At 60.5% G+C, this 24,827-nt stretch carries 26 protein-coding genes and 2 tRNA genes; 23 read left to right on the top strand and 5 right to left on the bottom strand.

Going from position 1 to position 24,827, the window contains the following annotated elements:
• Positions 1 to 137 precede the first annotated feature (137 nt).
• The 9 genes from ACO9S2_RS04435 (at position 138) to folE (ending at position 8,781) form a co-directional block, all read left to right on the top strand.
• Positions 138 to 3,170: a nitric oxide reductase activation protein NorD gene (locus tag ACO9S2_RS04435; RefSeq protein ID WP_423720736.1), complete on the top strand. Its 3,033-nt coding sequence runs from the start codon at positions 138 to 140 to the stop codon at positions 3,168 to 3,170.
• 4 nt (positions 3,171 to 3,174) lie between these two features.
• Complete coding sequence (locus tag ACO9S2_RS04430; protein ID WP_423720735.1) at positions 3,175 to 3,582, top strand: hypothetical protein; 408 nt, start codon at positions 3,175 to 3,177, stop codon at positions 3,580 to 3,582.
• A 103-nt stretch (positions 3,583 to 3,685) separates the two neighbouring features.
• On the top strand, positions 3,686 to 4,627 hold the full coding sequence (gene mdh, locus ACO9S2_RS04425) for a malate dehydrogenase (protein WP_423720734.1): 942 nt from the start codon (positions 3,686 to 3,688) through the stop codon (positions 4,625 to 4,627).
• A 93-nt stretch (positions 4,628 to 4,720) separates the two neighbouring features.
• The gene (locus ACO9S2_RS04420) at positions 4,721 to 5,308 is read left to right on the top strand and encodes a urate hydroxylase PuuD (protein WP_423720733.1); all 588 of its coding nucleotides are present in this window, start codon (positions 4,721 to 4,723) and stop codon (positions 5,306 to 5,308) included.
• Between the two features lie 229 nt (positions 5,309 to 5,537).
• Positions 5,538 to 6,836 (top strand): NADH-quinone oxidoreductase subunit NuoF, encoded by a 1,299-nt coding sequence (gene nuoF / locus ACO9S2_RS04415; protein WP_423720732.1) that lies wholly within the window; start codon positions 5,538 to 5,540, stop codon positions 6,834 to 6,836.
• A gap of 9 nt (positions 6,837 to 6,845) precedes the next feature.
• Positions 6,846 to 7,193, top strand: a complete 348-nt coding sequence (locus ACO9S2_RS04410; RefSeq protein WP_423720731.1) for a 2Fe-2S iron-sulfur cluster-binding protein — start codon at positions 6,846 to 6,848, stop codon at positions 7,191 to 7,193.
• A gap of 64 nt (positions 7,194 to 7,257) precedes the next feature.
• A complete protein-coding gene (gene erpA, locus ACO9S2_RS04405) occupies positions 7,258 to 7,578 on the top strand; it encodes an iron-sulfur cluster insertion protein ErpA (protein WP_423720730.1) in 321 nt (106 codons plus the stop codon).
• Between the two features lie 117 nt (positions 7,579 to 7,695).
• Positions 7,696 to 8,127, top strand: a complete 432-nt coding sequence (locus tag ACO9S2_RS04400) for a 6-carboxytetrahydropterin synthase (protein ID WP_423720729.1) — start codon at positions 7,696 to 7,698, stop codon at positions 8,125 to 8,127.
• Between the two features lie 9 nt (positions 8,128 to 8,136).
• On the top strand, positions 8,137 to 8,781 hold the full coding sequence (gene folE / locus ACO9S2_RS04395) for a GTP cyclohydrolase I FolE (protein WP_423720728.1): 645 nt from the start codon (positions 8,137 to 8,139) through the stop codon (positions 8,779 to 8,781).
• Positions 8,782 to 8,804: 23 nt separating this feature from the next.
• On the opposite strand, the gene ACO9S2_RS04390 is transcribed toward folE, so the two are convergent.
• Entirely contained in the window at positions 8,805 to 9,611 is an 807-nt protein-coding gene (locus tag ACO9S2_RS04390) for an alpha/beta fold hydrolase (RefSeq protein ID WP_423720727.1), read from the bottom strand.
• Positions 9,612 to 9,724: 113 nt separating this feature from the next.
• Between ACO9S2_RS04390 and ACO9S2_RS04385 the strand changes: the two genes are divergently transcribed.
• Both ACO9S2_RS04385 and ACO9S2_RS04380 read left to right on the top strand, forming a co-directional pair.
• The gene (locus ACO9S2_RS04385) at positions 9,725 to 11,020 is read left to right on the top strand and encodes a replication-associated recombination protein A (protein ID WP_423720726.1); all 1,296 of its coding nucleotides are present in this window, start codon (positions 9,725 to 9,727) and stop codon (positions 11,018 to 11,020) included.
• A gap of 51 nt (positions 11,021 to 11,071) precedes the next feature.
• Entirely contained in the window at positions 11,072 to 11,461 is a 390-nt protein-coding gene (locus tag ACO9S2_RS04380; RefSeq protein ID WP_423720725.1) for a PilZ domain-containing protein, read from the top strand.
• 166 nt (positions 11,462 to 11,627) lie between these two features.
• Here ACO9S2_RS04380 and ACO9S2_RS04375 read toward each other — a convergent pair whose 3' ends face one another.
• Together ACO9S2_RS04375 and ACO9S2_RS04370 are read right to left on the bottom strand one after the other, a co-directional pair.
• On the bottom strand, positions 11,628 to 13,475 hold the full coding sequence (locus ACO9S2_RS04375; RefSeq protein WP_423720724.1) for an ATP-binding cassette domain-containing protein: 1,848 nt from the start codon (positions 13,473 to 13,475) through the stop codon (positions 11,628 to 11,630).
• A 147-nt stretch (positions 13,476 to 13,622) separates the two neighbouring features.
• Positions 13,623 to 13,698 (bottom strand) — tRNA-Ala (locus ACO9S2_RS04370).
• 303 nt (positions 13,699 to 14,001) lie between these two features.
• Here ACO9S2_RS04370 and ACO9S2_RS04365 point away from each other — a divergent pair.
• From ACO9S2_RS04365 to ACO9S2_RS04315, 11 genes are all read left to right on the top strand, one after another.
• Positions 14,002 to 15,315, top strand: coding sequence for an adenylosuccinate synthase (locus ACO9S2_RS04365; protein WP_423720723.1), 1,314 nt, complete (start codon positions 14,002 to 14,004; stop codon positions 15,313 to 15,315).
• Between the two features lie 73 nt (positions 15,316 to 15,388).
• A tRNA-Lys gene (locus ACO9S2_RS04360) sits at positions 15,389 to 15,464 on the top strand.
• A 514-nt stretch (positions 15,465 to 15,978) separates the two neighbouring features.
• On the top strand, positions 15,979 to 16,149 hold the full coding sequence (locus ACO9S2_RS04355; protein WP_423720722.1) for a hypothetical protein: 171 nt from the start codon (positions 15,979 to 15,981) through the stop codon (positions 16,147 to 16,149).
• A gap of 26 nt (positions 16,150 to 16,175) precedes the next feature.
• Positions 16,176 to 16,688 carry a hypothetical protein gene (locus ACO9S2_RS04350; protein ID WP_423720721.1) on the top strand — a complete coding sequence of 171 codons (513 nt, stop codon included), beginning with the start codon at positions 16,176 to 16,178 and terminating at the stop codon, positions 16,686 to 16,688.
• 61 nt (positions 16,689 to 16,749) lie between these two features.
• Positions 16,750 to 16,968, top strand: coding sequence for a hypothetical protein (locus tag ACO9S2_RS04345; RefSeq protein WP_423720720.1), 219 nt, complete (start codon positions 16,750 to 16,752; stop codon positions 16,966 to 16,968).
• Positions 16,969 to 17,607: 639 nt separating this feature from the next.
• On the top strand, positions 17,608 to 18,180 hold the full coding sequence (locus ACO9S2_RS04340) for a hypothetical protein (protein WP_423720719.1): 573 nt from the start codon (positions 17,608 to 17,610) through the stop codon (positions 18,178 to 18,180).
• Between the two features lie 606 nt (positions 18,181 to 18,786).
• Positions 18,787 to 19,368: a DUF2726 domain-containing protein gene (locus ACO9S2_RS04335; protein ID WP_423720718.1), complete on the top strand. Its 582-nt coding sequence runs from the start codon at positions 18,787 to 18,789 to the stop codon at positions 19,366 to 19,368.
• Positions 19,369 to 19,577: 209 nt separating this feature from the next.
• Complete coding sequence (locus ACO9S2_RS04330) at positions 19,578 to 20,042, top strand: hypothetical protein (protein ID WP_423720717.1); 465 nt, start codon at positions 19,578 to 19,580, stop codon at positions 20,040 to 20,042.
• A 9-nt stretch (positions 20,043 to 20,051) separates the two neighbouring features.
• Positions 20,052 to 20,528: a bacterioferritin gene (gene bfr / locus ACO9S2_RS04325; RefSeq protein ID WP_423720716.1), complete on the top strand. Its 477-nt coding sequence runs from the start codon at positions 20,052 to 20,054 to the stop codon at positions 20,526 to 20,528.
• Positions 20,529 to 20,902: 374 nt separating this feature from the next.
• A complete protein-coding gene (locus tag ACO9S2_RS04320; protein ID WP_423720715.1) occupies positions 20,903 to 21,460 on the top strand; it encodes a hypothetical protein in 558 nt (185 codons plus the stop codon).
• Positions 21,461 to 21,623: 163 nt separating this feature from the next.
• Positions 21,624 to 21,809, top strand: coding sequence for a hypothetical protein (locus ACO9S2_RS04315; protein WP_423720714.1), 186 nt, complete (start codon positions 21,624 to 21,626; stop codon positions 21,807 to 21,809).
• A gap of 215 nt (positions 21,810 to 22,024) precedes the next feature.
• On the opposite strand, the gene ACO9S2_RS04310 is transcribed toward ACO9S2_RS04315, so the two are convergent.
• Both ACO9S2_RS04310 and ACO9S2_RS04305 read right to left on the bottom strand, forming a co-directional pair.
• A complete protein-coding gene (locus ACO9S2_RS04310; protein ID WP_423720713.1) occupies positions 22,025 to 23,086 on the bottom strand; it encodes a Tim44 domain-containing protein in 1,062 nt (353 codons plus the stop codon).
• Positions 23,087 to 23,623: 537 nt separating this feature from the next.
• Entirely contained in the window at positions 23,624 to 24,142 is a 519-nt protein-coding gene (locus ACO9S2_RS04305; RefSeq protein ID WP_423720712.1) for a bactofilin family protein, read from the bottom strand.
• Between the two features lie 563 nt (positions 24,143 to 24,705).
• On the opposite strand from ACO9S2_RS04305, the gene ACO9S2_RS04300 reads away from it, so the two are divergent.
• The coding region (locus tag ACO9S2_RS04300; protein WP_423721558.1) for a twin-arginine translocation signal domain-containing protein at positions 24,706 to 24,827 on the top strand (122 nt) is incomplete at its 3' end.

The following is a 24,827-nucleotide window of genomic DNA, read 5'->3' as shown; positions in this document are numbered from 1 at the left end:
AGGGGCTAGGGAAGAGACCGGAGTTTTTCCCCTCTGGCCTCGCACCTCTCGCCTCATGCCCGCGCCGCAGGCGCACAGTTTACAAGCGCCAGGGCCTTCTTTACAATCCACAGCTTCCCGGATTTTGAGTGAGGATCATGGCAGGCTCGCAGGCAGAAACAGCATTGAAGGGGCGTCTGGCGGAAGAGTTGGGCTCCGCGTCGGCGGAACAACTTGTGGCTCGACTGGCTCTGACGGGGGACAGGCCCGAGCCGGTGGCCGCGACGCTGGCGATGCTCGACGAACTGGGTGAGGTCTCGGAAAAAGTGAACCGTGCGGCCATCGAAGCCCTGCCGGAGCTGGATCGTCGGGCGGGGTTGGCGTGCATCGTTCCCTGGCTCGATCTCGGTATCGCGCTGGCGGAATCCTCCGGGGCGACGGCCCTCAAGTATTTCAAAGAGAGTCCCCGCATCCTCGGGGTGGTCGAGGGCAATGCGGCGCGGCTCGCGATTCTCGCGACGGGTCTTGAATTTGCGGAGCAGGATGCCAACGTTACGGTGGAATATCTGCGGACCGCGCCCCAGATTCTCGCGGTGCTTTCCTCGGATCAACTTCAGCCATGGCTCGACGTCGGCGTCGAGCTGACGGGGCTCGACGTCGTGGTGGGGCTCGAATATATCCGACAGATTCCCGCCGTGGCGCCGGTGCTGGCCTTGAGCGAAGTCCGGAGCTGGGTGGCGTTCGGCATGAAACTGATTCAGCCGAACACGATCGGCAAGCCGGACTATCTGGTCACGATGGAGTTTCTGCGGACCAGCCCGGCGATTCTGGGCGATATCGATCAGCCGGCCGTGCGTTCGAAAGTCGTCTCATTGGGGGCCGCGCTGGCGGAACAGTCTCCTGCATCCGCCATTGCTTGGCTGGCCGAGTCTCCGACACTGGTTCGGGCGCTGCCGTCGGTTGAGTGGCAGGTGAAGGTCGTTCAGTACGGCGGGCTGCTGGCGGAGAAGGATGCGGAGGCCACACTGTCGTATCTCCGGCGCGCACCGGAAATCATCGGCATGATCGGTGCCTCGGCCGATGCGGTCACGCGATTTGAGAATTGGTTTAAGGCCGGGATGGAAGTGCTGGCCTATAGTGTCGAGGGGGCCCGCGCGTATTTCGGGTTGGAGTCGCAGCAGTCGCTGGCCTCTGTGGAACAGGCGCTGAGCGGCGTGCCGCTCCGGCAGGTGGCGCGGACCGTCAAGTTGTTCGTCCAAGGAATGTGTGGCACCGACGTGATGATTCAGGGCCTGCCGGACTCTGCCGCTACGGACAGGGCCCGCGCGACCGTCAGTGCCGACGGGAAGACGATTTCCCTGCCGGCGCTGCTCCGGCGCTATCCAACCTATGACGACAATGTGCGGTTGTATCTGGTGATGGCCGCCCATGAGGCCGGGCATCTGGAATTCGGGACCTACAAGTTGACGCTCGCCCCGCTGCAGGACCTTGTGACGGCGGTGCGCCGGCGCTATGGGCGCGGAGACAGGCAGCCGGCGTCGCTCGCCGAGCTGTTTCGGCTCTACCCGCACCCGCGCCTCATGCAGGACCTGTGGATGGTGCTTGAGGATGCGCGGGTCGAAGCCCATCTGCAGCGGGAATACCCCGGTCTTCAACGGGATCTGCAGCGACTGGCGGGCGAGGCGGTGACGCCGCGTGATCCGGCGCATGGGTTGACCGTGAAAGAATTGATCGTCGACTGTCTGTTACGTCTCTCGACCGGCGAGTCGGCTGCTTCGGCGGTGCCGCGTGCTGTGCAGGCAGAAGTCGCTTTGCTCTGGGACATGAGCCAGCCGGTGTTCGTGCCGGACTCGACGGCCGAGGATGCCGTCCGCCTCGCGGATGCCGTGTACCTCGGCATGGAGGGATTGCTGGCGCCCAAGGCCGAGATGATTCAATCGGATCAAACGGTCGAAGAGACCACTGAGGCGGGGGTGGGCCCCACCGGCTCTGAGCAGAGCCGCGACGACTATCGTCCGGTCACGAATTGGGTCTATCGCGGGGAGATGAATCCTGAGTTCATCACGCGTGATCCGGAGGAGGCGCGCGAGGAAGCGGAGCAGCGGACGGAGGTCGAGCATATTGCCAGCGGCGGTGGTGGATCCAAAGAGCAGGGCGGCGGGGCTCAGGGGTCGGGCGGGGAGCGGCACGATACGTTGGGCGATGTGTTGGGCGGCGGACGGGCTCTGCCGTCGGTCGTGGAGGAGATGCTGTCGGTGCCGGTCGAGCAACGGCTGACGGACGAGCCGGTCAGGGACGGGGGGAGACAGATCCGGTATCCGGAATGGGACGTGGCGATTCAGGATTACCGCCCGCACTGGTGCCGGGTGGTCGAGCGGCCGGCCGAATCGGGCTCCGATGAGTCGGTGGCGGCCACGTTGACGATGCATCGAAGCGCGATCAAGTCACTCCGCCGGTTTTTTGAGAGTCTCCGCCCCCCGGCGTTCCGTCGGACGGCGGCCCAGGCGGACGGCGAAGAGCTGGATATCGACGCGGTGGTCCGGCGGGTCGTGGAGCAGCAGGCGGGAATGGAAGGCAGCGACCGGATCTATGTGCGTCATGAAAAGAAGGAGCGCGATGTGGCCGTGGCGTTCCTGGTCGATGTGAGCGGATCGACGAGCCGGCAGCTTGAAAATGGCCGGCGGGTCATCGACATTGAGAAGGAAAGTCTGGTACTTCTGTGCGAAGCCTTGGAGGCGGTCGGCGACCAGTACGGCCTCTACGCCTATTCCGGGCAGGGGCGGGGACAGGTCGAGTTTGCCGTGGTGAAGGATTTCGACGAGCGATTGGGGCCGGCCACGGCGCAACGGCTGGGCGGGCTGGTGCCCCGGCAACAGAACCGCGATGGGGCGGTGATCCGTCATGCGACGGCGAAGTTGCTGGCGCGCGAGGCTCGCACGAAGCTCCTGGTGCTGATCAGTGACGGGCGTCCCCTGGACGGAGCCTATAAAGACGATTATTCGCTGGAAGATACCAAGGCCGCGCTCCGCGAAGCCCGGCAGGCGGGCATCAGTCCATTTTGTGTGACGATCGATCGGGACGCCGATGCGTACCTTCGCCGCATGTACGGGGATGTGCAGTTTGCCGTGATCGATCGCGTCGAGGCCTTGCCCGCGAAGCTGCCACGAATTTATCAACGACTGACGACGTAATCTTATGACCAATACATCCGACCGGCCCACAGTTCCGCCCTGGCTCTATAAGCTCTTTACCGGGCATCAGTACCCTTATGTGCGGCGGCTCGCGAAGTTCGCGCAGCCGGTCAAGCCGGGAGAAGACCGGCCTGAACCCACCAAAGAGATGATTGAGGCCAAGTTCTGGGAGGTCTATCCGCGCTGCTCCGCGAAAGTGCTGCAAGAAGTGAAGGTGGGGATGATCGTGGTGTTCCATGATCTGGCGGAATATCCGGCCGGGGGCTATCAAGAGCTGATCGATAATCCGGAAGAGTTTCTGGCGAAGACCTTTGGGAAGAAGAAGATCAAGGTCAATTTCTACGACGGTGAAAACTTCGTCTGCACCATCAATTTCAAAGTCGCGGGCTGGACGGAACACGAACACACATAAACAGTGCTGAGACAAGAGTGCTGAGTGCTGAGAGCGGCCAACGCATGTTCCCGGGCCCTCACCCAGGACTCAGCACCAGGCACTCAGGACTTCCGGAGGGAGTATGGGGCGACCGAAAATTACGGTAGTGGGCGCGGGTAATGTCGGCGGCACGGCGGCACAACGGCTGGCCGAGCGAGACCGCTACGATGTGGTGCTGGTGGACATTGTGGAGGGGGTGCCGCAAGGCAAGGCGCTGGACATCGCCCAGGCCGGTCCGGTGTGCGGCTACAGCACAAAGGTGGTCGGGACGAACGGGTATGAGGAAACGGCCGGATCATCGGTGGCGATCATCACCTCCGGGATCGCACGCAAGCCGGGCATGAGCCGCGATGAACTGCTCGCCACGAACTGCAAGATTGTCCAGTCCGTGGTCAAGGAACTGATCGCGCGCTCGCCCGAGGTCATCCTGTTGCTGGTGACCAATCCGCTGGATGCGATGGTTCATGTCGCGCTGAAGGTCAGTCGGTTTCCCAAGTCCCGCGTGATCGGCATGGCCGGCGTGCTCGACTCGGCCCGGATGCGCACCTTCATCGCCACCGAGTTGAATGTGCCCGGGCCGGAGGTGCAAGCCATGGTGCTCGGCGGCCACGGCGATACGATGGTGCCGCTGCCGCGCTATACCACCGCAAAGGGAAAGCCGGTGTCGGAGTTGATTCCGAAAGACCGGCTGGATGCGATCGTCAAGCGGACGCGCGAGGGCGGAGCGGAGATCGTCGGCCTGCTGAAAACCGGCAGCGCATTCTACGCCCCGTCGGCGTCGGCGGTGGACATGGTCGATGCGATCATGCAGGATCAAAAGCGGGTTCTGCCGTCGGCGGTGCTGTGCGAAGGGGAATATGGGCTGAAAAACGTCATTGTGGGCGTCCCGGTCAAGCTGGGCCGCGGCGGCGCGGAGGAGGTACTCGAGTATGAGTTGACGGCGGACGAACGGGCGGCGCTGGCCACGTCGGCCGATGCCGTGCGCGATCTATGCGCCAATGTCGACCGTGTGATGGGATACTGAGCGGAGCGGGCAGATGCGCTTGCTTGACAAGCTTGGAGGGGTGCAGTAGACACTGCGCCGAAGAATATAAACCGTGAGGAGGAGAGGGGGACTATGAAATTTCTTGAAGATCCGATGCAGACAATGGGTGCGGGATTCGCGCTTGCTGTCGTGTTGATAGCGGTGTATCTCGGGATATCCGGCGTGGGGGCGGGAGAGGCCGATTGGGTGGGGATGATCATGCGCTGGATCCATTTCCTTGCGGGGATCACCTGGATCGGGTTGTTGTATTTCTTCAACCTGATCAATGCCGCGTTTCTCAAGAGCCTCGATGGTCCCACGAAGAACATCGTGATTCCCAAGCTGATGCCGTCGGCGCTGAACTGGTTCCGGCACGGGGCCACCGTGACGGTGCTGGCCGGGATCGTCCTCTACGCCAAGCTGTACAGCCAGGGCGGGACCGGAGCCTATGCGCTGGCGATCGGCGGCCTGTTGGGCATCATCATGATGGGGAACGTCCACGGGATTATCTGGCCGAACCAGAAGAAGATCATTGCCGCCGTCGCGGCAGCGGCGCAGGGCACTCCGGCGCCGCCGGAGATGGCCCAATGGGGCCGGACCGCGCTACTCGCCTCCCGCGTAAATTTCCTGCTCTCCATTCCCATGCTGTTCTTCATGGGAGCCGGTAGCCACTTCAAGTAGTTGTCTTTGGTCTATCAGCCGGCGGGGATCGCCTCCGCCGGCTGGTGGTACCCCTTGCTTTGCGCACCCACCTCCGGCCATTGCCCTGTATGCCCATCAGCTCCATAGGGCCCTTGCCCTAACTACTTGAGATTCAGGCCTATTCTCCATCCGTTACCTTGACGAAGGCGGGGGGGCAGCCGTATAGTACGATCTCTAAACTCGCGGAATTTCTTCTGAAGGAAGACCTATGTCGATTGCGACTGAACCCCGTTTGGTGCAACAGCTTGAGGGGCAGCCCTGGGAAATTGAGGGCTATCTCAAAGTCGGGGGCTATGAAGCCTGGAAACGCTGTGTCTCCGGCTGGAAGGCCGAAGACATCGTGGCAGAGCTCAAGAAAGCCGGCCTTCGCGGGCGCGGCGGGGCGGGATTTCCGACCGGTGTGAAGTGGGACAAGGTTCTCAATCATCGGGTCAAGGAGCGCTATTTTGTCTGTAATGCGGGCGAGCATGAGCCCGGGACGTTCAAGGACCGGCATTTGCTGCGGTCGATCCCCCACCAGTTGATCGAAGGCTGCCTGATTGCCGCGCATACCGTCCAGGCCAAAGCCGCCTTCATCTATGTGAATCATGAGTACGAAGACGAGCGGAATAATCTGAAGAAAGCACTGGAGCAGGCCAGGGCCAAGGGGTTCCTGGGAAAGAATATTCTGGGGACCGGCTACGATCTCGAATTGCAGGTGTTCGACGGTTACGGGAGCTATGTGGCGGGTGAAGAGACGGCCATGCTGGAGTCGATGCAGGGGCGTCCGGCCATGCCGAGACAGAAGCCGCCCTTCTACCCGACGGATTTCGGTCTGTACGGGAAACCGACCCTGGTCAACAACGTCGAAACTCTCTGCAATATTCCACGAATTCTGTACAAGGGCGCGGCCTGGTTTACTCAAGTGGGGACGGAAAAGTGTCCCGGCACGATGATGTTTTCGCTCAGCGGCGCGGTGAATCGGCCCGGTGTGTATGAAATGCCGATGGGCGTGACCATCCGTGAACTAATCGACAAGTGCGGAGGCGGAGTTCCCGGCGGGCGCAACATTAAGGCGGTGTTTCCCGGCGGTCCGGCCTTTTCCATGGTCACGGCCGATCAGCTGGACCTGCAGATGGACTTCGACTCGCTCAAGAAAGCGGGCACCGGCCTGGGTTCTGCCGGCACCATCGTGATCGACGATGCGACCTGCATGGTAGCCGCGACGCTGAAATATTCGAATTTCTTCAAGGGTGAGAGCTGCGGGCAATGTCCTCCCTGCCGGATGGGGACCAACAATCTGGCGACATTGATGGCCAAGATCGAAGACGGGCAGGGGACGCAAAAGGATCTGGACAGCCTGCTGCAGCTCTGCGGATTCGTCAAAGGCACCGGGTATTGCACGCTGGTCACCGGGGCCGCCGTGTTGGTGCAGAGCAGCGTGAAGCTGTTCCAGAAAGAATACGAAGATCATCTCCGGTTGCAGCGTTGCCCGTTCAAGCCTGTGGCTGTCGGGGCTCATTCATAGAGGTGCGAGATGCCCCGAGTTACGTTTCTTCATCCACAGGGGAAGAGCGGGAATGTCACGAGAAACCTGACGCTGTTGGATGCAGCCAAAGAGTTGGGATTCCCTCTCAAGCATGATTGCGGCGGCAACGCCTCCTGTACGACCTGCCGGGTCGAAGTGCAGTCCGGAGCTGAAAATCTGTCGGAGATCGATTTCGACGAGCAGGATCTGCTTGACCGGGAGGCTCTCCGTGAGCCCTGGCACCGGTTGGGATGTCAGGCAAGGGTTCTGGGCGACGTCGTGGTGCGGGTGCCCGAGTCCAAATTTGCCGAGCCGACCACGAGACAATCGGAAGCGCAGGGTGTTGATATTCGGTAGAGAGGTGTTACACTAAGCCAACCCAGGACGCAGGTCGCGGACCTGGAGATATAGGAGGAACCCGATGGTTACGATTACACCGGTGGCAGAACAGAAGATTAGAGAGTTGATGGCCGAAGAGAAGGATGTGGTCGGCCTGCGCGTCTATGTCCGCGGCGGCGGCTGCCATGGCTACCAATATGGGATGGCCTTCGAGTCCAAGATGGCCGAGGACGACACCGTCATCGAAAAGGGCGATGTGAAAGTCATCATGGACTCCCAGAGCGCTCCCCTCCTGCAGGGCGCGGAAGTCGACTATGTCGACAGCGTGCAGGGCTCCGGGTTCTCCATCAAGAATCCGCAAGCCAAGACCACCTGCGGATGCGGCAGCTCCTTCAGCGCATAAACGGCCGTTCTGAGTAGAGGATCTCTGCCCAGACGCCTGAGATAGCGTGAAGCCAGGATCATCCGGTCGCGGGTGATCCTGGCTTCGTATTTTTCAACCGGACAGTGGCAAGCGGCCATGGGAACCACGAGCATCATCCGGCGATATCGCTTCTGTGCCGCGCATCGGCTGCACACTGAGCATTTGTCGGCTGAAGAAAACCGGACCGTCTTCGGGAAGTGCAACAACCCCAACGGGCACGGGCATAACTATGTGGTGCTCGTGACAATCGCGTGCGCCGATGGGGCGGGGGGCAGCCGGGGGGTCTCGCTCGACGAGCTCGACCGGATTGTCATGGATCGGATCATTGCCCGCTTCGATCATCATGACTTGAATCTAGACCCTGAATTCGTCTCCAAGACGACGACAGGTGAAAACTTGGTCCTGCTCATCTGGGATCTGTTGGTAACCCAGCTGCCGGCCGGGCAATTGCAGAAAGTAGGCGTGATCGAAACCCGGGATAACTATTTCGAATACACCGGGTCGGCGTCCGTCGGGGCCCATTCCTAGGGAGACACTATGGCAAAGCGAGCATCGGTTCGTCGGCGGGCGGAGAGTGATGACGCGGGCGGGACGGGACGGCCGGCTGACGTAGCGGTCCTGCAATCACTCGTGACCGAGATGTTGTTGGCCCTCGGCGAGAACCCGGGCCGCAACGGCTTGCTCAAGACGCCTGAACGGGTCGCCAAGGCACTCGCCTTCATGACGCAGGGCTACCAGCGCGACATCGACCATCTCCTGAACGGCGCGCTGTTCCCGATCGAGTACGACGAGATGGTCATCGTGAAAGACATCGATTTCTTCAGCATGTGCGAGCACCACATGCTGCCCTTCTTCGGCAAGGTGCATGTGGGCTATCTGCCGAATAAGAAGGTTGTGGGACTCAGTAAGATCCCGCGCATCGTGGATACCTTCGCGCGCCGGCTCCAGGTCCAGGAACGGCTGACTGTGCAAATTGCGGAAACCCTGAAGACGAAACTCAACGCCCATGGCGTGGGCGTCGTCGTGGAGGCGCGGCACCTCTGCATGATGATGCGCGGCGTCGAAAAGCAGAACACGGTGGCGGTCAGCAGCTCCATGCTCGGGGCCTTCCGCACCCAGCAGCAAACCAGGCTGGAGTTTCTCAAGCTCATCCGCCGAGGCAGCGTCGGCGAATCAGATTAGGCCACAGATGAACGGGTGCTCCGCTAGGGCGTTCCAGGGCGGGCCACGTTCGCGGCAAACTCCCCTACGATCGCGCTGAATATCTCCGGCTGCTCTATATTGGCAAGATGCGCGGCGTCGGGGATGATGGCCAGCCTGGCGTGGGGAATCTGTTCGGCCATGAGCTTCGCCTCGGATGGCGGGGTGGCTTGGTCCAGGTCGCCGACGATGATCTGGGTGGGGCAGGTAATTTGTTTCAAAAGCGGCACTGAGTCGGGGCGCTCGGCCATCGCCATCAAATCGCCAACGATTCCGCTCATCTGATTGCCCTCGATCATCGTTCTGACTTGCTGAACAATCTCCGGCCTGGTCCGGATCGTCGCGGGACTCAATAATTTCGGGATCATGATATCGGCGATGGCGGAAGCCCCCTGCTTGTAGGCGATCTGGGCCATCTGGAATCGCCCCTCTTTTCCTTCCGGCGTGTCTGCCTGTGCTCTCGTGTCGGCCAGCACCATGCCTTTCACTCGGTCCGCATACTTTCGATGGAATGCCAACAGGATGTAGCCTCCCATTGAAAGGCCGACAAAAACGGCTTGCGGGATTGAGAGGTGATCGAGGAGCCCGCGAAGGTCGTCGGCAGCCTGGTCGAGGCTATAGTGCCAGAGGGGCGCGTCGGATTCGCCATGTCCGCGCAGGTCGATGGTGATGACGCGAAAATTCGACGAGAGCGCGGCTTCCTGCTGCGCCCACATCGTCCGATTCAACGGAAAGGCGTGGAGAAATACGATGGGGGGACCCTTCCCCTGATCGTGATAGGCGATCGAAATGCCGTTGATTGTGGCTTGCATCAGCTTCTCCCCAGGCCGGTCCTGTTCGTAGCATCGGCGGTTCTTCTGGTCAAGGGGCCGTTTGCGATCAGGTGATTCGGCGTATACAATCCGGTCATTCCCAGGAGCGACTGATGCCGACCCCCCGCGAGCCACGCCCCGATTTGTTTGCACCCCCTGAGACCGGCAGGAAGACCGTAGCGCCGCTTGCCGAGCGCATGCGCCCGCGGGAGTTTGCCGACTTTGTCGGGCAGGATGAGATCGTCGGCCCGGATCGTCCTCTGCGGAAGGCCATCGAGTCCGATCGCTTGTCCTCCGTGATATTCTGGGGGCCGCCGGGATCCGGCAAGACCACGCTGGCGCATCTCATCGCCCGGCACACGAAAGCCCATTTCGTGGCGTTCTCTGCCGTGACCGGCGGCATTCCTGAACTGCGCGAGATCATCAAGGCCGCTGAGCACCGGCTCGCGTTGCAGCAGCAGAAGACGGTCCTCTTCGTCGACGAGATCCATCGCTTTAACAAGGCCCAGCAGGATGCCTTTCTGCCCCACGTCGAACGGGGGACGGTGATTCTGGTCGGGGCCACGACCGAAAATCCCTCGTTTGAAGTGATCAGCCCGTTGCTCTCCCGCTCGATCCTGGTGGTCCTCAAGCCACTGTCCGATGAAGCCCTGGGCCGGATCCTGGACCGGGCGCTCACCGATTCCGACATCGGCCTGGGTCAGTTGAAGGCGCGCGTGTCGCCCGGCGCGCGGCAGAGGCTGGTGGCGTTCGGCAATGGCGATGCGCGCGCGTTGCTGACGGCGGTCGAGTTTGTGGTGACCCAGGCGCCGGCCGGAGGGGACGGAACGAGGCTCATCGATGACGCGCTACTCACCGCCGCATTGAACAAGCAGGCGTTGCGGTACGACAAGGCCGGCGAGGAACATTACAACGTCATTTCCGCCTACATCAAAAGCCTGCGGGATTCCGACCCGGACGGGGCGCTCTATTGGCTGGCCCGGATGCTGGAAGCGGGGGAGGATCCGAAATTCGTCGCGCGCCGCATGGTGATCTTCGCCTCAGAGGATATCGGCAATGCCGATCCGATGGGGCTCATCGTGGCCAACGCGGTCGCTCAGGCGGTGCAGTTTGTGGGGTTGCCGGAAGCCCAAATTAACCTGGCCCATGGCACCACCTACCTGGCCTCCGCTCCCAAGGACAATGCCTCCTATGTCGGATTGCTGGAGGCGCTGGAGGATGCAAAAGCCCATGGAAATCTTGGAGTTCCGCTGCATTTACGCAACGCGGTCACCTCCCTGATGAAGGGGATCGGCTATGGGAAGGGCTACCGCTACGTCCATGACGATCCCCAGGCCAAGGTCGAACAGGCGCATCTTCCCGAGGCGTTGAAAGGGCGGCAATACTATCGGCCAAAGCCTCGACAATAATGCCATTTAAGGTGGTTTACAAAGTTTTCTAATCCGTTATACTTACAACGTATGAAGCGAGGCGAATCCAAACCAAGTGGAAGCCTGACAGCGGCCAGCGAACGGCGGAAATTTGTGCGTGCCACGCTGGTGGGGTCGGCCCTGGTGGCGCCCAAGAACGGGGGGCGCGCCTGCACCGCCGTGCTGGACAATGTGAACAAGATCGGGGCGGGCCTCCGCACGAAAGAGCGGTTTCCAGCGAATGAAAAAGTGACGGTCTCTCTCGCGTTTTTGGATTCTGACGGCGTGGAGCAGCAAGAACGGCTCGACGGGACGGTCGCCTGGGTCAGGGACTGGGAAAAGGGGTTTTTGATCGGGGTGGTCTGGGACGACCTGGTGACGCAGGAAAAGAACCGATGGTTGTATTACTACCTGGAAGAAACGCTCAAGGCCTCTCACTAGCGAGGGCGTTGAAAAGGCCCATCAGCTTCCTTCTCATTTCGCTCAGACCCTCGACGTACCCAAAGCAGTACGCCTCGCCTCTTCGCTCACTGCGGCCTTGCTGCTGGCCCCTTTGAGCGCCCTCGCCGGATACTGCCGGCAGGGGAGTTGAAAAGCTCCGCAAGGCTTACTTCAACGCGCCCAGCTTCTGTTTCACATCCTCCAACTCGGCAGATAAGCCTTCCCAGCGTGCGGTGAGCCGTTCCAGCTCCCGCTTCCAGCCGTCCTGTTCCTGATGGAGCGCATTCCATTTGTCGAATTGTTTGTAGAGCGCCGGATCGGCCAATTCAATTTCCCGGGCTTTCACCTTGCTCTCGAGTTCCGCGATCTCCGCTTCCGCGCGCGACACCTGCTTTTCGAGGCGGGCGTGCGTCTTGGTCAGATCCCGCCGTTCCCCGCCGGACTCTTTGGGTTGAGCTTGCACCTGTCCAACCATGGCCTTCGTCGGACCCGAGCCCTTGGCCTGAGCCTTCCCGTTCAGCTCTTCCTGGGTCTCCTTGATCGATTCCAGCTCCTGGGCCTTCTTCCACAGGTAGTATTCGTAGTCGCCCATGAAGTCGCGGGCCCGTCCATCCTCGATCTCGACGACGCGGGTGGCGATGCGCGAGAGGAAGGTGGGATCGTGGGAGATAAAGACGAGCGTGCCCTGGAATTCCGTCATGGCGTCGGTCAGCACATCGACGGAGCTGGGATCCAGATGGTTCGTGGGCTCGTCGAGCAGCAGCGTATTGGCCGGCTCGACCAGCATGCGGGCGAGCGCCACGCGGTTCCGTTCACCGCCGCTGAGCGCCTTGATCGGTTTTTTCTGGTCCTGTCCGGAAAAGAGGAAGGCCCCGGCGATGCCGCGCAGGAAATTCATCTCGGCGTGCTTGCTGACTTCCTCCAGCGATTCGAGAATCGAATGTTCCGGGTTCAGCGTTTCGGCCTGGTGTTGGGCGAAATAGTGGAGGGTGACGCCATGGCCCACCGTTCTGGTGCCTTTCTCAAAGGCCAGCGCGCCCGCCAGCATCTTCAGCAGCGTGCTCTTGCCCGCGCCGTTCTCGCCGACCAGCGCAATGCGTTGGCCGCGCTCCACGGAAAAATCGAGCGACCGGTAGATGACTTTTTCTCCGTAGCTCTTGGCGACGCCTTTCAGCTCCAGCACCTGCCGCCCGCTGGCCGCCGGGGTGGGGAACCGGAACTTGACCCGTTTGGGATCGCGCTTGACCTCGATCATCTTGACCTTCTCAAGCTGCTTGATGCGCGATTGGACCTGGCTCGCTTTGTTCGCCTGGTAGCGGAAACGATCGACGAAGGTCTGGACCCGCGCGACCTCTTTCGCCTGACGCCCCGCGGCGGCCTCGCGCTGCGCGTCCCGCTCGGCCCGGAGTTTTTGGAACGAGGTATAGTTGCCGCGATATTCTTCGATCTTATGGTGCCGGAGATCCCAGATGTGGGTCACCACGCGGTCAAGGAACGCGGTGTCGTGGCTGATGATCAACAGCGTCATGTTCGAGTCCAGGAGGAACTGCTCGAACCAGCGTTGCGTGGGTTTGTCCAAGTGGTTGGTCGGCTCGTCCAGCATGAGCACGTCGGGATTGGAAAGCAGCAGATGCGCCAGGGCGACGCGCATGCGATAGCCGCCCGAGAGTTTCTCGACCTCACGGGTGAAATCGATCTCCGAAAATCCCAACCCCATGAGGATGCGTTCGGCTTCATGCTCGGGATACAAATCACGATGGGTCGCGTCCAGCACGTTCTTGCCCGTGATGGTTTCGAGCTCCTGCGGGAGGTAGCCGACGCGGAGGCGGGGCCGTTTGCGGATCGTGCCCTTGTCCGGGGATTCTTCCCCCAGGATCATGCGGAAGAGCGTGGTTTTCCCGGCGCCGTTGGGTCCGACCAGCCCGACCCGTGAATTCGGGCGAAGATGCGCGGATGCGCCGGACAGGAGGATTTTCGTCGAATAGTGTTTGCTGACGGATTCAATTTGGAGCATGGTACCTGGATAGGCTAGAGGCTCGTGGCGCGAGGCGAGAGATCGGTAGTTGAAGAGTCTAGATCGGCATGAGACCGGGGGCTACATCCGAAATCGCTCTTGCTGCGAGCCCCTTGCCCTATGCCTTTCGCCCGGTGTTGAGAAAATTGGTGGAGCTGGCCGGGATTGAACCGGCGACCTCGTGAATGCCATTCACGCGCGCTCCCAACTGCGCTACAGCCCCACACCGTTGGTCTAGAGATAGTTACTCCGCGAGAAGTGCTGCATGCTAACACGCAGGTACCGGCCAGTCAAGAAAGCCAAGGGGGATTCGGCTGAAAAATCGATGTGCGGTGCACAGTTGCGACGCCGCTTCGGCGAGCGTGCCGCCCGGAGGCGGGGGACTGCGACGGGCCTGTCGGCGGGCGGGTCAGCTTGACAAACGGAAAGTCCGGACCTACCATGGAGCCCGTCGGCTCTGATCTCCTTATCGGGTCAGAGCCATTTTTTCGTGATGACGCAGGTGCGGGAGCGAAGACGTAGGACTATGGGGAATCTCGTCATTATCGGCGCCCAGTGGGGCGATGAGGGCAAGGGCAAGATCGTCGACATCCTGGCCCGGGACACCGACATCGTGGTCCGCTATCAGGGCGGGTCCAACGCCGGGCATACCGTCATCAATGAGCGGGACACGTACATCTTCCATTTGATCCCCTCCGGCATCCTCTATCGCGGAACGACCTGCATCATCGGCAACGGCGTCGTGGTCGATCCGAGCGCGCTGATCGAGGAAATGGATCAGCTGCAGACCAAGGGCATCAAGATCGGGAAGAACTTTGCCGTCAGCCAGCGGGCCCATCTGATTCTGCCCTACCATAAAGCCATCGACCGGGCGGCGGAGCAGTCCAAGGGATCGCGGAAGATCGGCACCACCGGCCGGGGAATCGGGCCGTCCTATGCCGACAAAATGGCGCGCATCGGCATCCGCATGGGCGACCTGCTGAATCCGCCGCTGTTCCGGAAAAAGCTGGAAGAAAATCTCGTCGAAATGAATTGGTTCCTGGAGCGGCTCTACAAAGTGGAGACCTTCCAGGTCGATAAAGTGTTCGATCAATACATGGGGTACGCCGAGCGGCTCAAGAGCCATATCATCGATACGACGACCCTGCTGAATCGGGCCCTGGCCAAGGACAAGACCGTCCTGTTCGAGGGCGCTCAGGGCACCCACCTGGATGTGGATTTCGGCACCTATCCCTTCGTCACCTCGTCCAGTTCCTCCGCGGGGGGCGCCTGCACGGGAACCGGCGTCGGTCCGACCATGATCGATGCCGTCATGGGCATCGCCAAGGCCTATACCACCAGAGTCGGCAGCGGACCGTTTCCCACGGAGCTGACGGACGAAGTCGGGCAGGGATTGCAGGCCCGCGGGCGGGAATTCGGATCCACCACGGGGCGCGCGCGCCGCTGCGGCTGGTACGACGCCGTCATCGTGCGGCATGCCGTGCAAGTCAACGGGCTGAGCTCCCTGGCCGTCACCAAGCTCGATGTGCTGGACGGCTGCAAAGAGTTGAAGCTCTGCATCGGCTACAAGCACAAAGGGGTGCTGTATAAGGAAATGCCGGCGGACCTCGAAGCCTTGACCGATTGCCAGCCCGTGTATCAGCGCATGAAGGGCTGGAGCGCTTCGACCACCGGCGCCACCAAGTACGCGCAGTTGCCGGTAGAGGCCAAGCGCTATCTCGATCGCATCGAAGAACTGTCCGCCTGCCGCATCGATATGATTTCGACCGGCTCCAAGCGGCATGAAACCATTATCGTGCGCAATCCGCTGAAGTGTTCCCGTCGGCGTCCTCGTTCCTAGCCAGCCTGTGACGGGTCGCATCCTCCTTGAGGGGTTGACATTCGTTAGGCCGGATGACAGCATCCCGCCTCGTGAGCCGGTAGCTCAGTCGGTAGAGCATCGCCCTTTTAAGGCGAGGGCCCTGGGTTCGAGTCCCAGCCGGCTCACCACTTTTGAATAGGCTGTAAGTTTCTTGTCGCTTCCACGGAGTCTTCCGTGGAAGTCGTTTCTCTCCTATTCCCCTGCCGCAGCGTCCTTCACGTCGCAGACGTTCTTCGTATCCGGATTGTGTCCGTGCGTCTCGTCGTACGCTGCAGGGCGGCCTCAGCTGTAGTGACCATGGGGGAAAATGATGGAGGGGGCTTGACAGTGTTGAAGTGTAATGATAATGAGAATACATATCAAATATGTATCGCCTTCGTCGAGCGTGGCGGGAATGAGTGGCGCCGCCAATCGATGGGCGGCATGATCGAAGCCGTGCAGCAACCGGAGGTCGAATCGGCAGGTTTACACTGAGTCAGAAGAGCTGATCGCCACATAGTTGTTCATGTGTCTGTAGAGAGGCCAGAGGTCGCGGAGACCGGAGCCCAAGGTATCAGTCGATGCCTTGGGCTTTTTTTATTGAATGGCCGGCGGGGGGTTCAGCAGGGAATAAGGATGACTCAACAAGGGAAAGGACGAACGATGAAGCGATCATGTCAGAAGTGCGGCGGGCTCCTGGTCGTCGAGCGGGTGCTGGATTATTACGGACCTCTGGCCGGGGTGAAATGCGTCAATTGCGGGTGGTCCCGCCGCGACCCCCTGCCGGCATTCGGTTCTCCTGACAGTTTGAGGAGCCGGGAGGCGTACCAGTGAATCAGGCTGGGAGAGGAGACAGGGTGATGAAGCGAAACGGGACGTACGCATTGGACTTTCAGGGGCCGGCGCTGGTCGGGGGCCACATTACCTATCTCCGCGGCAGGCGATATCTGAACAGGGTTGTGGCGCTCTGTTTCCTGCCGTATGCCAGGCTGGTGCCGGCGGAGAAGCTGGATCGTCAGGCGCGCCGGTTTCATGAAATCGGCGCGGCCCTCCTGATCGTCGCCTCGATCGCGCGTCCCTTGCATCGATTGTGGGCCGGGGAGCGGGACAAGCCGGTCACGCCCGTCCTGGCGGATCTCTGCGGGCGGCTTCATCGGTCGTTCGGCGTGCCGGTCGAGGAGCCGGCCCGGCGATACCAGACGTTCATCATCGACCGGACGGGCATCCTGCGGTTGCGGGTGAACCACGACTTTTTCTGGCAGGACTTGACGGTTTTGGGAAGCACCATCGGTGTGACGCCACGCCCGGCGGCGAATGAACGCGACAGCGATGCCGACTCAAGGGCTGCCGGAGCCTTGAGCCTCCCGGGCTAGGTCACATTCACAGGACAACCGAACAGCGATCAATCACCGTTATGAAAAGGAGAATACGGACATGGACAAAAGCTTGCGCGCCGATGGGCCGATGAAATTGGTGCTCTGTGGATGCGGGCGGCTGCATGTGACCTGTGGTCCGGTGACGCTTCATTTCGACCGCGACGAGCTTCTTGCTTTTGCCGATGGGGTGAACCGGCTCGCGGCGATGGTCAAGCGGCATCCGGCAGGCCTGGCACCGGCGGCAAGGCCGGGTGCGCACACAGAGGTGTGTCATTAAGAAGGCCGAGCCGATTCATGAAAGGCCGGACTTGTCCGCGTCGCCGTCCACCTGGCCATTATCCGGACCGGGGGCTGAGCCTGCGGCGCTGCGACGGTGGAGAGGACGCTGGCGATCCATGAGGGAAGATTCCCGCGAGGTTCGCGCGCCGCGTTCGCATCATCCCGATGAGAGCCGGGAGAAGAGGCCGCCGAAGATAGGGCTCCAGTCGCGAGACATGGACGATCTTGCGGTGATGAGCAGTTTAGCCGCGGCCCTCGGTATGATCATCGGGGCTGTGGCTGTGGCAGGGTAAAAGGCCCTGCTCTCCGTTCAAGGCGAGGTTCCGGGTTCAAGTCCCAGCCGGCTCACCACCGTTCAATAGGTTACGAGATCCCCCACCCCGCGCATGGCCGCTGGGGCCAATTCCCCCAACTCAGGACTCAGCACCCAGCAGTCAACAGACCTCTCGCTGCGCATGCCACCTGTACATGAGTACAGGGAACTTCTCGGCCTGCTCACTCGGGTTTCCCCCCCCATCGGTATTAAGTTCCATACGTTCACGTTATTGCCGAATCTCCGGAGCGGAGTTACCGTGGGGCACACAGGGAATAAGCCGGGCAGCGACGACCAGCCCGGCAGGAAGCGAGGGAATCGTCAATGAGCCAGCTAGCCTTCAGAATGATGATGGAAAGCGGGGTGCTACGGCCGGGAGACCGGGAGATCCGCCGCGGCCCCAGCGGGGTCCCGCTCCACGCGATGAGTCAGGTTCCGGAGTTTCTGAACCACTCGTTGGACGTGCTCTTCGGCCCTGACCTGGAGACGAACCAGCAGAAGAGGCCCGACGTGGCATCGCGGCCCCGGGCCGGCAAGCCCGCTCCATCCCAACCGGCTTCGGCGGGGCTCTCCCTGAAAGGCCTGCTGAGATGGCTGGGGCTGCTCGATCAGACCAACGGCGGCTCCGGTCCGGAGTCCCCCTCGCCTGAGTTGCTGGTAACCCGACTGGAAGCCCGGATACACAACCTCGAGGTGCTCCTGAAGGCCGAGCGGGCTCTCTGTCAGACGCAGCGTGAGGAACTCAGCGCCCTGCGCGCGCAAGCCACGCGGGCCGATGCCCTTGAAGCAGACCTGGCCATCGAGCGTGAGTCCGCGACCCGCCTGGTTCATTGGCTCCAGGAGGTGGAACAGGAACTGGCCGGTATGCGGCGGGTCGTGAACGACGTGGGGAAATAATTCCGATCGCATTCCACCACGCATCGGCTTCAAGAACTGAGAAAAGCCCCCTCAGATCCCAGAACAGTCGTTCGTCCCTCGTATCTCGTCGCTCCTCTCTCTTGTTCGTCTGGTTCATCGATGGTCTCCGGGTTTCTTTGGGGCGTTTCCGGATATCAAGTGGGTCAGGCATCCCGTTGATCAGCCTCTTCTAGCTGGTGCCTTTTTCTCGCCCTCCCCTTTGTAAGGGGAGGGACGGTGGGGTAGAGGCCCTCGACGGCAGCGGGGCGCAGGTGGTTGGCCCACTGGTCCATGCCGCCGTTCTCAGAGTTCGACCTCCCCTCCCCCCCTCCTGACGAAGGCGGGGCCACCTCGGAATACTCGCGTCAATCCAACGGGCACCCTTCTCACAGACCCACGCGAAATCCTGAAGTACCTTCTTTGGTATCCCGGCCCATAACCAAACAAGCCAGATAAACCTTTTCCCCCTCCGGCCAATCAGGCAAATCACACAGACCAGCGCACCAGACGATTCTGATATCAGCCTCCGCGAAAAAGCACTTTTGTGGAGACAGTAGGATTGCTCAATACTAATCTTCTTCATAGCCTGAACGAAGGAGCAACCCCATGTTGAGCCCATCAAAAGTGATTGCCTCAGATCCCGCCGGGTTTTCATCGCTATTGGTATGGGCGGTGGTTGTCGTGCTGGCCGTCCTGGCCATCCGTTATCTGACAGACAGGCTCCGGCGAACCGTGGCCACGAGCTTCACCCAGGACAATGTTGCGCTGGATGCGAAACCGGTTTTGACGGAGGCGGAAGCCAGGTTTTTCAGTAGCCTGGAAACTGCTGTGGATGGGAAGTATCTGGTGTGGCCGCAACTGCCCTTGTGGACCTTCATCGAGGCGCGCTCCAGCGATGCAGGAGCCGAGGCGGCCTTCAAGAACCGGATCGATCGTAAACGAGTCGATTTCTGCCTGGTCGACCGTCGAACCCGGACGGTACGGATGGCCATTGAACTGGATGACCGCACACATGAGCGTATGAAGACTCAACGCCGGGACGCGTTTGTAGAAGGGGTGCTCAAGGAGGCTGGCGTGCCACTCATCCGGATACCGGCAGCAAGAGCCTACGACGCGCAGGTTATCAGGAGGCAGTTGGGCATGGACCAACCAGGTGCGAACAGCAGCAAATTAGCGAAGGCACTGTAACCCTCGAACGGGGACATTGGCGCCCCGAGCCTACTCATCCTGCTCCTTGCCTGTATCTCTGGTCTCTTTGATATCCCGGTCTCCTCACCAAATGAACTAAACCAACCAGATAAACGGGCTTTACAACTCAACAATTCCCCTCAAAGGCGGGGTGATTTCTCGCCGGTAACAAGGTATCCTTGGCGCCCATGGCCACTCCGGAGGATCAGGTGCGGGAGCACATCGACCAGGCGCTGGAGCAAGCGGGCTGGAAAGTTCAGGATTTCAAGAGCGCCAATCTTGGGGCGGGCAGGGGCGTGGTCCTCAGAAATGTTCCCCTCGCAAGCGGACATGGCTTTGCGGATTACCTCCTGTACATTGACGGCAAAGCAGCCGGCATCATCGAAGCCAAGAAAGAAGGCGTGACGCTCATCGGCGTGGAAGTTCAGGCCGGGAAATACAGCAAGGGCCTCCCTGCCGACTTACCAGATCTTTTGGCTCAAGGACGACAGCCTCGAAGACAGCGCCAATCTTCCCAACCCCGACATCATCGCCCAGGAAATCGTCGACGACCTGGAAGCGGCGCTGGAACAATTCCGGCTGATTGCCAACGATCTCGGAGCGGAAACCTCGGAAGCGGTGGAATCATGAACGGACAACAGGTCCCAAAATCTTTTTTTGTGACAGGGGGTTGAGAATCACTAATGAAGGCTAAAGAGGGCCTGATCGACGTCCTGAATACAATCTTGTCCGCTGATCTGGTCGCCATCAATCAATATTTTGTGCAGGCCAAGTTGTGTGAGCATTGGGGTTATGCACGGCTGCACCGTAAGGTCCGGGAGCGCAGTATCGGGGTGATGAAGGATGCCGACACGCTCATTGGTCATATTCTCTATTTGGAGAATGTCCCCAAGGTGCACCGTATGACTACCGTGCATCTGGGGGAGACGGTTCCCGAGCAACTAAAGCTTGATCTGAAAGCTGAGCGGGATATGCTGGAGTTGCTTAGTAACGGGGTGCTGTACTCTACCAAGGTTGCAGACTTCACAACCCGACACCTGCTTGAAAGCATGGCAAAGGATGTCGACGCGCATATCGATTGGATTGAAGCGCAGATGGAAACCATCAAGCGGGTTGGCCTCGCGCTCTATCTCGCAGAGCAGATCAAAGATGACCGGTAGTCTGCGGGAAAGAAAAGATACCCGGTGTCCTTCCTGAGGTCGCTTGTGGGGCCTAGGGGAAGTGCTGAGTCTTGAGTGCTGAGTTTGGGGGTTGGAAGGTTGATCCAAGAAAAGGCACCGGGAGTCTTTTCTTTTGGCACTCACATGATACTGCTTGACTGCCGCACTCATTGCGCCCAGTGTGAGTGTGTCAGGTGTGAAGCTCGCTGACTGTCTTATCCCTCGCGCGTCCTGTTTCCTCCCTGCGCGATTGATTTCCTGGTGTGCACCGCTCCATCGAGCCACGCTTCTCATGGATCCCAATCGGTCTTGCGTGTCATTGCCACGTTACATGGTATTCGTGTCTCCCAGTGGGACGAGGAAGGCGTGGTCCGATGCGTCAAAGGAATCGCCGGTGGCTCACCCTCATATTGATCCTCCCGATGGCGATCAGCGGATGCGGCACGAACAGGCAATCCTTAACCCCAGCGATCACCGACAACGGCCGCTTTATGGATCTGTGGGTCATCTATTCCCGCTGCTCCCAGAGCGAAGACCCTGATGCGATGCGTGTCGATGCGCAACGATTGAGCCTGGCCGTGGAGGTGATGGACCCCGCCGCGGATCCGATACCCCCTGAGAGTGAGGAGCCGGCGCCCATGGAACCATCCGTCCGCCTCTCGGCGGATCCCGCCGCGATGGCTGCGGCCTGTGCTCTTCGGGCCGGTCAGGTCGCGCAGGGAATGGGACGTCCGTCCCTTGCACGAGAGATGTTTCAGATGATCGTCACACACTTTCCGCAACCGCGCTATCGCTATTACGTGGCTCAAGCCCGGGAGGGTCTCGAGCGCCTGGACGCTGCGAGATCTTCCCTCCCTCGTCGCGTGGAACCCCGTTCGTGCTTCGTCGCTCGCCGTTCCCTGACTTCCTACGAGGCCAAGAGTCTCGGATAGGGGAGTGCAAAGGATCGGGAGTCTTTTCTCGCCGCAGCGAGAGGGAGATCAATCTGAGACATTGTGCGGCCACTCAAGTCCACCCTGGCAACCCATTCGGCCTGAACTGTCTGCGCGGGGCTCCCATTCGGTACGACAAGGTTGTCAGGATCAAGGAGGTCCCATGCCCATCGTGACGGCGTTCGTGCTCTCCATGCTTGTGCTCGCCTTGACCGGCTGCGCGGCCTCCGGCCCTTCTTCCGCCGCGAAGCAGGAGACGGGCAAACAACAGTCCCCTGTGAAACCCGCCACACATGATGAGGAGAAGGCGATGAATGAGGAAAGCCAGAACGCCGTTGGGGGGCGTTAGTCTTGAGGGGCGCGGGCGATTGCCGGGCGGGAACGACAGATGTCAGACGCCATTGCTGCCGGTCCTACTCTTGAGCCTCCACCATCCATCTCAGCCGGCTGTAGTCAATGAAACGTGACCACACTGATCTTCGGGATTGTTCTGTCGCCTGCGCCCCGCTGATTCGGCTCAAGGTCGGCGGCTGATCCGCCGACCTTGCTGTTTCCCGTTTCCGGTTACTGTTGGATCGCCGACAGGAGCCACTTTCCGTCCTGGAATCGCATGAAGGTCCAGACTTCGCTCGATTCGGCCGGCTTCTCGTCGTTGCCTTCGATGAGATAGCCGGGCTCTCCCCGCTGCTTCATTATCGAGACGGTATAGTCGCGGGCGCTCCAGTGGAGTCCCACCGTGGCGTACTGGGTCGCGCCTTCGGTCCAGGCTTCGCGGACATCCGCCCGTCCGAGCACCACATCTTCGACGTGGTTCTCGATCTCCTGGCTGGCGTTCTCGGCCAGGGCGGCGCTGAAGTAGGCGAGCATTTCCGGCGTGACGCATCGCCGCAATGTGGCGAGGTCCTGGCCGCTCCAGGCGGTCTGAATGTCAGTCAGGAGTTGCTGAAAGGCCGCCTTGTCGGCGGTGGTGATGTCGAGATCGGTCGTCGCGGGCCGGAGGGCGGTGGCGGAGGAGTCTGCCAGGAGGCTGCCGGCGACGGCGCTGCTCCTTGTGATTCCGGAAAAATCCGGGGCGGGTGATCGTCGAACTTTCAGGAAGTAATAGGCCGCTCCGGCTCCCAGGAGCATGAGGAAGAGGAGCAGTCCGCTGGAGCTCGAGGGGCCGGCTGCCTGGCCGACTGCTTCACCGGCTTCGTTCGTCTTTGCGCTGCTCTCCGTCGCTCCGAAGAGCATGTGGCCGATCCATGAACCGGCGAGGCCGCCGGCGATCCCGGCCAGGAGGGGATTGCGCTGCAGAAACGAAGGCTGCGAGGCGGGCGTCGGTTGGGCTGCGGGGGCCGGGCCGGCTGCCGCTGATTGCGGAGCGGCCGTGGCCGGCTTCGGGGTGGTCGATTGCTGAATCGGCTGGGCGCCGTTCTGATCATACGTCCGTGAGCCCCGGCTGCCGATGCTGCCGGAGGCGCTGCTGCTTCGTGACCCGCTGGAATAGCCTCCGCCGGATCCGCCCCGCGCCTTTGCGAAGGATACGGCCGGAGCCCCGATCAGAGACAGCACGATGCAAGATGCCATGAGCTTTGTTGTATTCACGAGCAGTTCCTTTCTATCGAGGTCATAGGCTGACTTCATGCCGGCGTCATCCTAACAGTAATGGTCCTCAGAAGGCGGTTTATTTGATAACTCACAGGCGATCGATGGCGCGGAGGGTACTGATCCTGGGAATGATGCCGTGGACGGAGCTGGAGACCCGCTACGGGGAGTCTGATTCACGGTGACTTTGGAACAAGGAAAATGTTCCGGGAGTGTGTTCTTGATCGTCGCTGGCAGGGGGCGTGGAAGTGCCGAGTGCTCCCAAGAAGTGCTGGGTCCTGAGTGCTGAGTGGGGGAAGAGCGAAGCCACGCTTCTCTGAGCGGTACGAGCGCGACTGCACGATTGCCCACCCGGCCACCTTCTCTATCCCCGCACCTGCTTCGACCCGCTCAACCGCTCGCGGGGACTCCCGAGCCTTGACCGTGGATGGCTCCGTTGATGTTCGCTCATAGGCAAAAGGTCCCGGGAGTCTTTTTATGACGCCGCCTCTCGCCGCGTCCTTCAGCCCGCGACCGGGTCTTCAAGAGGCCTTCCCTTCACGGGTCGCCTCCGCGCATCACCCCGCGATGGGAGGATCAATGAGGCACGGATCGATTGATCAGTGCGTCCTGCACCTGATCGTACGACAACTGTTTGTTGCCGGACTCGCCTTCCGGCAGGCGGAGGCTTTGTGTGTCGTCCCACAGGGCCTGGCCCGTCAGCGCGTCGATGGTCTGCGAGGACTCATTGACTGAAGGATGGGGTCCCATTTCTGTAAATCCTCTGAAATAGGCGCCTTCTTCCATCAAGAATACCGGTGTGTGCACGTCTCCGATTTGCACGGCGGATTTGAGGAGTTGCACCTTGTTGGAGGCAGTCACTGTGCCCTGAATCTTTCCGCTGCTGATGAGCGTGCCGACTGAGACGGTTCCCCGGATGACTGCGTTTTCACCGACGACCAGGACCCCTTTGGCGTGAACCTCCCCCTCGAAGCAACTGTCGAGTTGGACGGTGCCCTTAAAATGGACGATCCCCTTGAAGGTGACGTCTTTGCCCAGAACGGTAAAGCTTTCAGCGTTGTCCCCGGTGCTCTTCTGCTTCTTTGTTTCCCACATGACGAGACTCCTTGTTTTTCATGCCTGGACTGAAGGATTACCGCGAAAGACTGTGAGTGATTGAATCAGCAACATGTGTGCCCCTCGATAATTCTCAAAATCTTCAGCAGTATCATACATCTAGGTAGTTACCGCAAGGTGTGTAGGTGGCTTGTCTGTAGGTGAGGGGAGACAGATTAGATTTGCAGGCAGGGTGAAGGCCTTGGGGCGTTGACTGATCCTCGGGAATCAGGCTGGTGCTATCTTGCAATGAGATGTCGCGATATATCGCGATTATCGTGACGGATATCGCGATATGTCGCGATGTCTATTCTGCATCATCCAGCTTTTTCTTCATCTTCTTAAGATGAACTTATTAATACGTAGAACTTCCAATGATTTACATGAAGAGTTCATGTTGAGCGAGTCGGCACAGCAATTGCCATTATGGATAGCGCCGTGTTCCCAATGTCAGGTCGCAAGTCCCCGGCATTGGCGATTGAAAAGGAGGTGAAAACAACACGAACCGGCAATTCGACGGGGCCTCATCCATTTTATTCATTCTGGCAAGGAGGAGATCCTTCATGTTTTTGTCACGTCGGCAATTTTTGAAAGTCTCCGCGGGCACCGTGGCCGCAGTGGCGGTGGCGGATAAGGTCCTGGCGTTGACCGCGCTGCAGCCGGTCATTGAAGTCGGGAACCCGTT

Source organism: Nitrospira sp. NS4, assembly GCF_049546785.1.
Lineage (GTDB): Bacteria > Nitrospirota > Nitrospiria > Nitrospirales > Nitrospiraceae > Nitrospira_D.
The sequence above is the reverse complement of the archived record's forward strand: the minus strand, read 5'-3'. Positions and strand labels throughout refer to the sequence as shown.